The 11,855-nt window shown below is 39.1% G+C and carries 15 protein-coding genes and 1 pseudogene; 4 read left to right on the top strand and 12 right to left on the bottom strand.

The genetic code is table 11. The features are described 5' to 3' along the window. Positions 1 to 348 precede the first annotated feature (348 nt). The 7 genes from I4641_RS21855 to psb34 form a co-directional block, all read right to left on the bottom strand. Positions 349 to 594: a hypothetical protein gene (locus I4641_RS21855; protein ID WP_229642710.1), complete on the bottom strand. Its 246-nt coding sequence runs from the start codon at positions 592 to 594 to the stop codon at positions 349 to 351. Continuing rightward, positions 591 to 1,217 (bottom strand): recombinase family protein, encoded by a 627-nt coding sequence (locus tag I4641_RS21860; RefSeq protein WP_229642711.1) that lies wholly within the window; start codon positions 1,215 to 1,217, stop codon positions 591 to 593. Before I4641_RS21860 ends, I4641_RS21855 begins: the two co-directional genes overlap by 4 nt. Positions 1,218 to 1,794: 577 nt before the next feature. Further along, entirely contained in the window at positions 1,795 to 2,586 is a 792-nt protein-coding gene (locus I4641_RS21865; RefSeq protein ID WP_439655365.1) for a prohibitin family protein, read from the bottom strand. A 395-nt stretch (positions 2,587 to 2,981) separates the two neighbouring features. After that, positions 2,982 to 3,953 (bottom strand): orange carotenoid protein N-terminal domain-containing protein, encoded by a 972-nt coding sequence (locus I4641_RS21870; protein ID WP_229642713.1) that lies wholly within the window; start codon positions 3,951 to 3,953, stop codon positions 2,982 to 2,984. A gap of 81 nt (positions 3,954 to 4,034) precedes the next feature. After that, a complete protein-coding gene (locus I4641_RS21875; protein WP_229642714.1) occupies positions 4,035 to 4,448 on the bottom strand; it encodes a rhodanese-like domain-containing protein in 414 nt (137 codons plus the stop codon). 154 nt (positions 4,449 to 4,602) lie between these two features. Continuing rightward, positions 4,603 to 4,800 (bottom strand): NblA/ycf18 family protein, encoded by a 198-nt coding sequence (locus I4641_RS21880; RefSeq protein ID WP_229642715.1) that lies wholly within the window; start codon positions 4,798 to 4,800, stop codon positions 4,603 to 4,605. Between the two features lie 95 nt (positions 4,801 to 4,895). Then, positions 4,896 to 5,216, bottom strand: coding sequence for a photosystem II assembly protein Psb34 (gene psb34, locus I4641_RS21885; RefSeq protein ID WP_229642716.1), 321 nt, complete (start codon positions 5,214 to 5,216; stop codon positions 4,896 to 4,898). Between the two features lie 467 nt (positions 5,217 to 5,683). Between psb34 and I4641_RS21890 the strand changes: the two genes are divergently transcribed. From I4641_RS21890 to rbp, 4 genes and pseudogenes are all read left to right on the top strand, one after another. After that, positions 5,684 to 5,905: a hypothetical protein gene (locus I4641_RS21890; RefSeq protein ID WP_229642717.1), complete on the top strand. Its 222-nt coding sequence runs from the start codon at positions 5,684 to 5,686 to the stop codon at positions 5,903 to 5,905. A 119-nt stretch (positions 5,906 to 6,024) separates the two neighbouring features. Then, complete coding sequence (locus I4641_RS21895; protein ID WP_229642718.1) at positions 6,025 to 6,699, top strand: Crp/Fnr family transcriptional regulator; 675 nt, start codon at positions 6,025 to 6,027, stop codon at positions 6,697 to 6,699. A gap of 190 nt (positions 6,700 to 6,889) precedes the next feature. Continuing rightward, positions 6,890 to 7,603, top strand: a complete 714-nt coding sequence (locus I4641_RS21900) for a Crp/Fnr family transcriptional regulator (protein ID WP_229642719.1) — start codon at positions 6,890 to 6,892, stop codon at positions 7,601 to 7,603. Positions 7,604 to 7,988: 385 nt separating this feature from the next. After that, a pseudogene (gene rbp, locus I4641_RS21905) lies at positions 7,989 to 8,309 on the top strand (RNA-binding regulator). A 118-nt stretch (positions 8,310 to 8,427) separates the two neighbouring features. On the opposite strand, the gene I4641_RS21910 reads toward rbp, so the two are convergent. The 5 genes from I4641_RS21910 to I4641_RS21930 form a co-directional block, all read right to left on the bottom strand. Continuing rightward, complete coding sequence (locus I4641_RS21910; protein ID WP_229642720.1) at positions 8,428 to 8,727, bottom strand: P-II family nitrogen regulator; 300 nt, start codon at positions 8,725 to 8,727, stop codon at positions 8,428 to 8,430. Between the two features lie 35 nt (positions 8,728 to 8,762). Continuing rightward, positions 8,763 to 9,038: a 2TM domain-containing protein gene (locus I4641_RS21915; RefSeq protein WP_229642721.1), complete on the bottom strand. Its 276-nt coding sequence runs from the start codon at positions 9,036 to 9,038 to the stop codon at positions 8,763 to 8,765. 162 nt (positions 9,039 to 9,200) lie between these two features. Continuing rightward, complete coding sequence (gene groL / locus I4641_RS21920; protein ID WP_229642722.1) at positions 9,201 to 10,826, bottom strand: chaperonin GroEL; 1,626 nt, start codon at positions 10,824 to 10,826, stop codon at positions 9,201 to 9,203. A 75-nt stretch (positions 10,827 to 10,901) separates the two neighbouring features. After that, positions 10,902 to 11,213, bottom strand: a complete 312-nt coding sequence (gene groES, locus I4641_RS21925) for a co-chaperone GroES (protein ID WP_229642723.1) — start codon at positions 11,211 to 11,213, stop codon at positions 10,902 to 10,904. Positions 11,214 to 11,261: 48 nt separating this feature from the next. Continuing rightward, positions 11,262 to 11,738 (bottom strand): hypothetical protein, encoded by a 477-nt coding sequence (locus I4641_RS21930; protein WP_369426866.1) that lies wholly within the window; start codon positions 11,736 to 11,738, stop codon positions 11,262 to 11,264. Between the last annotated feature and the right edge of the window lie 117 nt (positions 11,739 to 11,855).

An 11,855-nucleotide genomic window follows, 5' to 3' on the forward strand; every position in this document is an offset into this window, starting at 1 on the left:
ATAATGGTTAATCTTAATTACTTTAGACTGTTTTGGCTTAACCGAGAAGTATTGCCCCCAGAGCTAGTTCTTTGGTTGAAAACCTCAATTCCCGCCTCAGAAATTACTTTTTCAATTGAAAGCACTTGAATTCCGATTATCTTGACCTGCTTCGGTTTTTCTTGAATCATCGCACCTTTAGGTCAAGTAGAATTCCTGAACGAGTTGGCAAAAGTCCTACGGAGCTGATGACAGGTAAAAAACATCCACATTGGTTGTCACTGTTAGGATTTGAGCTTTTTCAAAGAGCCTAAAAAGTAAGTTTCCATAGTAATACTTTTGTTCTGTAACGCGAAGTCAAAACTTGGCTTAATTTGAGCTGCGTTTGTTACCCAAAATTGCCTGTTTTTGAACAACGCCCCCATAATCATTTCTGCGTACTGATAAGGGAGTAACATATTCCTTCAAAGCTCGATAAAGAGTGACTTTTGAGACTCCGTATAACTCTGCTGTTTCTTCAACTAAAATACGGCGTTCTTTACTGCGCGGTGGAAGTCGGTCTAGAGAGTTACGCAGTTCCATTAAGGTTTCTACTGGAATTCCTCTGCGCTTCATGTTTTTGATGGACTAGATGGGCGTAAATTATTTCTCTCTAGCCAATAGTAGAGAGTGGAAGGAGCGCAATCAACTAACTTAGCAATGGAACGTTTGCTAATCCCTTTATCTAAATACATTTGTATCTCTTGTCGTCTGGGGTCTAGTTTTAGTTTGGCTGACTGTCTGCCTTTGGGTCTTCCTAGAGGTTTACCCGATGCTTTTCTTTTAGCTAAAGCCTCTTTGGTTCTCATAGAGATTAATTCTCTCTCGATTTCTGCTGCTAGACCCAGTACTGTAGCGGTAATGCGACTGGGTAATTTGTCGTCCAGAACCATCTGTTGTTTAGCAATATGAACTATTAGTTCTTGCTCCATGCAGCATTCGAGGATTTCTAATACTTGAAGGGTCGAGCGAGCCATGCGACTAATTTCGGCAAAGATGATGATATCTCCTGAAGTAGTCTTGTCGGTCAGCAGCTTTCCTAATTCACGTTCGCGCCATCTTTTATGACCAGATACAGAGTCTTCAATAAATTCTAAGTGACCGAGACTCTTTTGATTGGCATATTCGAGACAACCATGACGTTGATTATCAACATCTTGTTGATTGGTTGAAACTCTCAAATAGGCGTATGCGACCACGATCTAAAACAGTTGCTCTAAAAAAATACAAAAGTATATTTAATCAAACATTTATATATTTAATTAAATCATAAATAAGGAGCATAAAGTATTTTAGAAAATGTTCCTTTAATTCATACAGTTAGAGACTTGGCTTATTGACAAATTTCTAAAAGGTATATCTAGTAAGAGATACAGCTTGTTTTCTATTATTGTGGGTCGAAATTTATAGTTTCAGTTATAGTTTCAGCTAATTCGGTCTCAGTTTCAGATAATGTGGGTTAAGGTGCCGTTATAGTTTCATTTATTGTGGGCTGAAAACAGCGATGATTTCAGGTCGGAGCGATTATAATTTCAGGTCGTTACACATAGTTCATAAACCTGTTCCACAGAACAAGCGACTTCCACTTCTACACTGCGTTCGAGCGTCAATTCTTTCACAATATTAAGAGCTCGGTTTTCTTTAGAACCTAAAATAAATATTAGTCAAAAAAATTGAGGAACTTGTGAGTAATTGCTGATGTTACGTTCACCCACTAATCCGAGAAGTGTAAGCAAGCTGAATGAATAATATCTTCAAAATTATCTCCAAAGCGCCTTACTGTTGAATATTGCCAAGATTAAACAAAAAAGGAACTCCTGCTTGCTCTTTTCCACCCATTACTAAAACTTTGGGCATTTGAGAACCACCTTCTCTCCAGGCTTGAATCGCTTCTTTTTGCAAGACTAATTGACCACCCTCGGCTTTCAAAGTTTCAGCTAATAATCTCTGAGCTTCGGCTTTACCAGTGGCACGATTAATGTCTGCCTGTGCTGTTTGTTCTGCCTCTTGAGCTACATAAACAGCTCGTTTAGATCTCTGTTCGGCGATTTGTTTCTCTTCCACTGCCTTGGCGAACTCTGGAGAAAAGTCCAAATCGACTACACTAGTATCGAGTACGATAATTCCGTATTTATCTAAACGTTGGCTAAGAGCATCATCAAAATCCTGTTTGAGTTCATTTCTTTTAGTAATTGCTTCTTCTACTGTTCTTCTAGCAGCAGCAATTTTAAAAGATTCCTGAGTTTGAGGAGCAATAATATTATCAACAATATTGGCTAACGTTCCTTGTTTTCTCCGAATCTCCACTACCTGAATCGGATCGAGGCGAAAGTTAATTGCAAAACGAGCCGATAAATCCTGAAGATCTTTGGTCGAACTTTGCGCTGGTACTTCAAATTTTTGCACAGTCAAATCGTAGACATCTACAGCGGAAACCAAAGGCGGTTTAAAATGAATTCCCTCTAGCAAAACTCCATCTCTGGCTTTTCCTAAGATGCTGATTACTCCCGCCTGACCAGGATTGAGAATGACAAAGCTATTAAACCCAATCAGTAAGGTCAATACTATTAGAGTAATAGGTGTTATGAGATTGTCGCTAAACGAAAATTGTTTTTTCAAGTTTTGTTTTCCAAAGTTTTAAATAATATTCGGTGAAAATTCTTAGTGATTAACATTTCGATCGACACTACGAATTTCTTTTCAATTTCGACAAAGAGATGACCATTGACTATTTAGTCGTCGGTCCATCATATCTTTTGGGATCTTTCTTTTGCTTTTTAGTCCCATCTGATTGCTTCTTAGGCTTTTTGGCTTCTCTGTTGCCTCTTTTTTTATCTCCCATGATGATTCCTAAATTAAATTCCTATTAAATGAGTGTAATCAAAGCTTGTTTTTAATTAATTGAGGTACGCACAGCAAGCTTGGAAATTGTTACTTGCTGATACTTCAGTTCGGCTAAGATACTAATTCACTTTCTGACGTACTAGGTTGAGTAGTTCTTTGGGCGATGCCAATAGATCGACCGCTACAAAGAAAATATTGTCTTGAGGATCGAGTAAAAATCGCCAGGCAATATTCATCCCAACACTAGAACCAAACCAAGGCGTTTGGACTTTGCCTGTAAGTTTAATGGAAGTATAACCTTCGTCCATTGATTCAATTCTGCCTCGCTTTGGCATCAATTTAAGTCCCTGGCATTCTTCCCGCATATAGCTTAAAATCGCTTCACGACCAATGATTGGTTTTTGAAAAGGTGGTTGCAAAGCACCATTAGGGGCAAATAGATTCACAGCAGCTTCAAAGTCATTAGCATTCATGTTGTTGATGTAACTTAGCACTGTGGTATTAGTAATGCCTTCGATAGATGCCTCGGTACGGGCTGCCATTTTAGTGGGAACTGAGATCGGTTCTCGGACTTTTTGGCGACTGCCAGGAGATTTTGAGTCAAAGCCCATACCAACAACTGCATTACGCAGGATAGTAATTTGCTGTCCAGGATCGGCATTGGCAATTGCCTGAAGCACAGAATTAGCCTGAGAAGAAAGCTTGTAACCTTTGGGAATAGGGGCAACAGTTCCTTGTTCCATCCATTCTCCTAGTTGATTCCAAAAGCCTAACTTTAGATTCGTAGTAAAGAAACTATAGGAACGGCATAAAGGGGTGTCAGCATGATTGGCTAGATCGCACATGACTTGTGTTTGCTCTGCGGGAGACATTTGCTTAATCTGTTCGAGCAGTTTTTGAGCAAAGATCATACTGGTTGAGCCAGGTGCTGCAATCGTAATTGTTTTACCCATTTCTGTATAGGCAAACCAGATTAATGCCAGTTGGTCTTCAGCCTTAAGTTTATTGAATCGCTCAATTATACTTGGAACAACATTGGCAACTTGAGTATCTGAAAAGATTGACTGAGCAGAATTAATAGTTATAGACATGAAATAAAACTCCAAAAATGAATTAAAAGTGCATCATCATCGTCATCAATTCTGAAAAACTGTAGGGCGTGATATCTGCAATCAAACTGTTAACTCGTTGTGTTGATTGGTTATTTGGTCTTTTTCTACAGGCATAGTCCACCAACCGACAACGGGATAATTAGCCTTTTTCCAAGCACGTAAACCACCAATTAGTTCAGATACTTTTTGATATCCAGCTTGGCGTAGTTCATTTGCTGTTACAGCAGTTTGCTTATCTGTTTCTGCGTAAATATAAATGTCACGGTTCAATTCAAGGCTAGCGAGAGTAAGATCGTTAGCCTCATCCATCGGCATCGAAATAGAGCCTATGATATGAGTGATGTTGAAAAGTACTCTAGGTCTGGCATCAATGATGGTTAGGGCTGCTTTACCCCACTCAAGACGTTTTTTTAGAGTATTAATACTAGATTGATTTTGAATTGCCCCAGGGATGGGAATGAATTGAGAAAACATGGTAATGGGTTTCCTTTAGTGATGTGGGAACTAAACCCTAAATGCTTGCAAGGTAAAAAAGTTTAGTTAGCTTATAAACTGGAGGTAAATCGCATTCTCGATCGATACAGACGGGATTAATGGCTCTCAAGTACGGTAATGCCTTTGGTCGAATTTACTTAGAGACTATGCCTGAATCTAGATTCCATTCATGCAGCAGAAAATGCTGATACATTTTTTCCTTAATCATCATTTGCCGATGTAGCTCGATTAATAATTCTTGAGCATGTTCGCGAGATAAATGCTGCACTTGAGCAGCAAATTTTTTGAGTTGAAATTCCTGTTCTAAGGATAATTTGGTTGGTTGATTCATGACTACTCTTGATGCCAAAACTAGGGCGAAAATGGTGGGATCGATGCTCGCTAGGTATTTAGGGCTGGAATTGAAATACCTAGCTTAGCTTACGCCTAGCTGACAGCAAATGCAGTAAGTAATGTGATGGTAATAAGTAGGGTAGCTCCTGCTCCCAAGAAAATGTAACGCTTTTGTTGTTCTGGTGAGGGATAGTTTGCTAACAACAGATCGGGTTCAGTTGCGTAGTTATTGATAATTCCTTCATCATCAATGGTGTATCCACCTTCCAAAGACTTATTTAGGCATTGATTAATTTCTTCTCGTGTGCTTGCTTGGATCTCAGAGGGGATTAATTCACTTCCATCACTAATATGATGCGCTACTACCTTATCTTTTTTAAGGGTGATGGTACTCGGAATATTTTGTTTTTCCATATTGCAAGTATAACATTTTATTTAAAAACTTGCTTGCAATAATATTTTATGGTATTGAAAGATACAAATAAATACTTCAATCACTTCAAGATTTTAGGGGAATAAAGCCTTAAATCATTTTAATATTCTTTTGAGCTTTAGCATATTTACACCACTCAAATTCTAAATCATTAGAAATCTTCATCAGTTTTTTTGTAAGGCGTGCAAGATGTGAGTCTACAGAAAATCATAACTCGGTTCACTTTAAATTATGCCTTAGTTGCGCTTGCGCTCAGACACGGTAAAAAAACCCTGTTTAAATAAGAGCAGCTAAGTAGATAAGTCTAAATCAATTAGAAAATGGTTGAGTTAGGGAATAGATAAAAAAGCAGAGAATATGAGACTGCTTTTTACTTATTAAAACCAAGTTTCAATTTTATTTGCTTCAATCTACTTACCTTTTAATTTATGTAGGAAGAAGTTGAATAATGATTCATACAGCAGAAATTTTATTTCAGACTCAAATTCCTAATAACAGATATCTCTCTCTATGCCTCATGAAGTATGGAGAAAAGCAATTTTCTACTGAATGGTATGACGAAACCACTGATACATTTTATAATCCTAAATATTATACAGATCTATTACTGTGTTATAGAGATTTTCAGAGAATACTCAAAAAGGAATTAAATACTTACAATCAAAAGTAATTTTGTTAGTTTTACTTGTAGAAATGAATTAATCCTTTCTAACACCACTAAGCTTTACTCAACTTTCCCCCCAATGAGATGATGGGGTATTTCAGTAGGAAAACTAAGTTTCCTTCATATTGAACCAACCTAAAAACAATCGGATACTATCGGCATTAACTTCTCAAGTATATGCAAACCTGAATAAGCACTTTGAGCTAGTGCCACTCGCTTTGGGCGAACTTCTTGTCGATGCTAACCGAGAGATAGAGTTCCTACATTTTCCCATAAAAGGAATCGTGTCTTTAATTTCGGTAATGCAAGATGGCTCGACTACGGAAGTTGGCTTGATTGGCAAAGAAGGCATGACAGGTATACCTCAATTTCTAGGAAATGGTGTCTCTAATAACCGTTCTGTGGTGCAGTTAAAAGGAACGGCAATCAAGATTAGTGCCGAGGTGCTGCGAGTAGAGTTTGAGCGAAACCTATCACTACAAAAACTTCTACTCGATTACAACCTAAAGTTATTTAATCAGGTGAGCCAATGCGCTTCCTGTAACAACCATCACTCAGTCAAACAGCGAGCTGCACGTTGGTTATTGATGCTCGATGACCGTGTTGATGGCGAATTGCTAACAATGACTCAGCAATTACTTTCTCAAATGTTAGGTGTTCGCCGTAGCGGAGTATCTGAAGTAGCTTCGGAAATTCAACAGCAAGGAATTATTAACTATAGTCGAGGCAACATTACAATTTTAGACCGCGAGGCTCTCGAATCAATTGCTTGTGAATGCTATCTCTTTCTTCAAGAATAGCCAACAGACAAATTTATCTTGAGCATATTTTCATTTATATGTTCGTAAGCGGGCATATATTTGTTAGTATTACTGGTAGCTTGGGTTAGTGCAATAAATTTTAACGATATATTTAGTTGGTCATAATTCTTTTGGCAGACTGTTTACGTTGATTTTTCTCAGTTGCTATCAGATCTAAATTGCCAATAAATTGTCTTTACCTAATATCAACCGACCAGTAAACCGATTACTGGCTGCTCTACCAGAACATATATATCAAAACCTTGCTCCCCACCTACAGCCAATTGAGTTGAAGCAGCACACAGTTTTATACCATGCTGGGGAAAACTATGATTATGCTTATTTTCCCTCTCACTCGATTGTGTCTACCGTAGCAATTATGGAAAACGGCTCGACAACAGAGATTGGGGTCATTGGTAATGAAGGTATGGTAGGATTGCCGATTGTTTTAAATACTGGTTATACCAACTCTACTGCTATAGTTCAGGTGGGTAATGGTGGATATAGAATTGCTGCGAGTCGGTTAAAAGAGGAGCTGAATCGTTCCGAAGTATTAAAGCATTTGATGATGTGCTATGTTCAGGCTCGGATTATCGAACTGGGTCAAATTGCTGCCTGTAATCGCTATCATAGTGTCGAACAGCGATTTGCTCGTTGGCTAATAACTGTAAGCGAAAATATACAACGAGACGAATTTCAGTTAACTCAAGAATTTATCTCTCAAATGTTAGGTGTTCGTCGTAGTGGAGTATCACAAGTAGCGGGTAGATTTCAAAAAAAAGGTATTATTAAATATTCGCGGGGTTTTATACGTATTGTTTCTCTTGAAAAACTTAAAGCCTCCACCTGCGAATGTCACGATCTTATTAAACAAGAGTTTTCTCGGTTGTTAAGAGTTGAATAATTTAAAGCTGGCAAAATACTTTAAGCTGAGTTCCACTATTGCTCTATCTCCTGTTGTTGGCTACATCTGTAAAACCGTCATGGCTTTTTATAAGCATATTTTTCTAGCTCTAGATCGATAATATTCCGAACTTTGGCGATCGCCTTTAATAATAAAACGATACATCGATTCTACAGGAAAGCGTTATGATTAAAACTGAGAATCAAGCATATTAACGATTAAGTTTTTATTCAGTATCAAAGGTTGTTTCCATATAGTATTGAGCCATTTCTTTTCCAATAATCTTGCCTCTCTAAACCCAACACTCATTGAGAAGACAATAAAAATATGTCACGACGAGCGCATTCCCTTGCGTCTTACGCCGTCCTAAAGGATACCGCTCCGCATAACGCGGGGTCGCTCGTCAATTTATGTAGGCAATTTATCTTACGAAGTCAACCAGGAAGACTTAAATGAAGTCTTTACCGAGTATGGAACTGTTAAACGGGTTCATATTCCCAGCGATAACTTCGTTGAGCTTCGCTAACGGGAAACAGGTCGTAAGCGTGGATTTGCTTTTGTCGAAATGGAATCGGAGGCTAACGAAGATAAAGCTATTCAATCGTTAGACGGAGCTGAATGGATGGATCGCCAACTAAAAGTCAACAAAGCTAAACCTCGTGAAGATAATAGAAATGGTGGTGGTTCTCGAAACCAACGCTTCTAAGCTTCTTTTACTAAATTTAAAAATTAACGCTTCTAGGAATTGAGTAAGTTATTTCTACATTACTTTCCTGGGGGCGTTTTACTTATTAATTTAATTGGTAGTCTAGAGCTTTGATTGTCTAATCGAACAAACCTTCTACATTTTGTCGGAAGGCAATTAAGGCATAAGTTTCGGGAAACTGTTTTAGTTCTTCCAGCAATTGGTCAGACACTTCTGGTGAAACAATAGTTTTTACTTCAATATTAGTGTTGTAGCCAGCCATATCTCCCGTGCGTTTACCATGACTACCTGCACCTTGTACTGGAACAATGGTATAGCCAGAGACACCTAATGTTATTAACAGTTTTATTAGACGCTCCTGTAATACGGCTTCGCATACGATTGTGACCAAAACTCCCTGGTTAAAAGAATCAGACATAAAAAACTCCGAAAACAAATATAGGTTACAAATTTCTACTTATTAGAGTAAGAGTTCATCAAATCCCTGGTTTTTTTCTCCTCCCACTCTGAACCGAGAAAACCTTTGATTCCGAACACAGTAAATGCATGGGCAACAATCCCAATTCCCCATCCCAGTAGTGGCCAGTAGAACCACCAACCCCCACCAGTCAGAAAATCAATTAACAATAACAACGCCATCACTGCAATGTAGGTAGCAAGATGGATGTAGAAACCTTTTAGTACACGAACTCGACGCTTGGCACGGCGATATCTTTCTTCGCTTTCCATTTTATTCATCTCCCGATTGAGGTTACTTCTCAACGAGTAACCTTTCACTATAAAGTTAGACTAAAAATCTGAAGAATCTGTGAGCAATAAGCTCTAAAACTTGGCTCTTCTAGAATTCCCGAAAAGCCAGAAACAATAGTTTTGACTTTAGGAAAAATTAAATTAGTAGCCAAAATTATCTCCCATGCCAGCACTAGCAGCGGATTTAGATTCTGGTTTTTCCGAGACGATGCATTCAGTCATCAGTATCATACCTGCAATCGAGGCAGCATTTTGCAGCGCTGCACGGGTAACTTTAGCAGGATCGACTATTCCAGCTTTAAACAGATCGACAAACTTATCGGCAACAGCATCATAACCAACGTTGAAGTCCATTTCTTTAACTTTTTCGGCAATTACTGCACCGTTTTTCCCTGCATTCTCGGCAATGCGTTTAAGCGGTGCAGCTAAGGCGCGAGCGACAATACTAGCAGCAATTAACTCTTCTCCTGCTAAATTATCTGCTGCCCATGTTTCTAGTTCTGGAATTAAATGTATTAGGGTAGTACCACCTCCAGGGACAATACCTTCTGCCACTGCTGCTTTGGTGGCATTAATCGCATCTTCGAGTTTTAACTTACGGTCTTTCATTTCCGTTTCTGTAGCAGCACCTACTTTGATTACCGCAACACCACCAGCTAGTTTAGCCAGACGCTCCTGTAGTTTTTCTTGGTCATATTCTGACTCTGTTTCTGCCATTTGCCGACGAAGCTGTTGACAGCGGGCTTGAACTGCTATTTTATTGCCCTCCGCGATAATGGTAGTGTTGTCTTTAGTAATAGTGATACGGCGGGCTTTTCCTAATAGATCTAACTCGACTTTTTCTAGAGTCAAGCCAGCATCTTCGCTAATCAATTTAGCACCAGTGAGGGTGGCAATATCTTCGAGCATTGCTTTACGGCGATCGCCAAAACCTGGAGCTTTCACCGCAGTAACATTGAGTACCCCACGAATTTTATTGATTACTAAAGTATTCAGGGCTTCTTGTTCGATATCTTCGGCAATTATTAACAAGGGTTTGCCAGTTTTAGCTACTTTTTCTAAGACGGGGACTAAATCCTGAATTAAAGAGATTTTTCTGTCAGTGATTAAAATTTGTGGCTCATCGAGAACCGCTTCCATTCTCTCAGGATTGGTAACAAAATAGGGAGAAAGATAGCCTTTATCAAAGAGCATTCCCTCAGTAACTTCTAGTTCGGTAGTCATGGAGTTTCCTTCTTCTAGGGAAATAACCCCTTCTTTACCTACTTTCTCCATCGCTTCGGCAATCATCTGACCAATTTCTGCATCGTTACCCGCTGCAATTGTTCCAACCTGAGCGATCGCCTTTGAATCATTGACGGGACTTGCGCGATCGCTAATCTCCTGTAATAAATAGTTGGTAGCCTTCTCAATGCCTCGTCTGAGGTTGATCGGGTTAGCTCCTGCTGCCACATTACGTAGACCTTCTTTGACAATGGCTTGAGCTAAGACAGTGGCAGTGGTAGTACCATCACCAGCTATATCATTAGTTTTAGCAGCAGCTTGGCGAATTAGAGCTACTCCCGTATTTTCGACGTGGTCTTCTAGCTCAATTTCTTTAGCAATAGTGATACCATCATTAACAATTTGCGGTATGCCAAATTTGTTTCCTAAGACCACGTTGCGTCCTTTCGGTCCTAAAGTTATCGCCACAGTTTCTGCCAGAACATTAATGCCACGTTCTAAAGCGCGACGGGCATCCTGATTAAAACGAATTTGTTTAGCCATCTTGAATTTACTCCTTGAATACCTGTAATAAAATTACTAACTAACTTTCAGCGAGCGTTTGCATGGATGCGAGGCTTAGACTACCGTGGCTAAGATATCTTGTTGCGACAGTAATATATAGTCTTCATCGCCAAGCTTTAGCTCTGTGCCTGCGTATTGGGAATAAAGTACTTTTTCATTCACCTTTACCTCCATTGGAGTCTGAGTGCCATCATCGTTCCTTTTTCCTGTGCCAACGGCAACTACTGTGCCGATTTGGGGCTTTTCTTTTACCGTGTCGGGTAAGAAAATTCCGCCAACGGTTTTTTCTGATGCTGCTTGAATTTTCAGCAAAACGCGATCTCTTAAAGGCGCAATCGTTGATTTTGGCAAAGCTAACATAGCCATAAATAATTCTCCTAGTAGTTATAAATTTCCGACTTCAGTACAGCAGCTCTATATACGAGAAGTTTTTTCGGTGTCAACTTCTGAGTCTGTATCGGCTAAAATTGATTGAACACTAGTCTCTTCAGAATAATCTAGCCCTTTTGCACTTTTTGTCTCAGATTCAGCCAATTTTTCTCCTTCTTGGCTGGGTGATTTTTTGGTTTTATGCTGAAGCTGCTTGGCAGCATTAGAAAGCTTTTCTTTAGCTACTTCAGTTTCATGGTGAGCTTTTGTTTGTAACCCAGATGCAGCTTTTTGAGTATTTTGTACTGCTACGCCAAAATCTGACTGACTTTTGGCAATGTCATCATGAATAAATTCCTTGGCGTGTTGAATTTTCTCATTCAAACCCTCTTCATACTGTTGAGCATTTTCAATACAGTCTTCAGCCATAATAATTCGCTGACTGCCTAATGTTATTAACGCATCAGGAGACAAAAGATAAGTCCCATTAGTGATTCCCTTCCAACCATTAGAGGTGAACAAATAAGCAACTACCTCACCAGTTTGGATATTTATACAATAATCGACAAGTTTACCTACTTTATTACCAGGGTAAGAGCATCTCAAACCCTATTGACAAAAGGATTGTAGAACAGTCAT

This window comes from Waterburya agarophytonicola KI4 (genome assembly GCF_020640915.1).
In the GTDB taxonomy this organism is placed as follows: domain Bacteria; phylum Cyanobacteriota; class Cyanobacteriia; order Cyanobacteriales; family Xenococcaceae; genus Waterburya; species Waterburya agarophytonicola.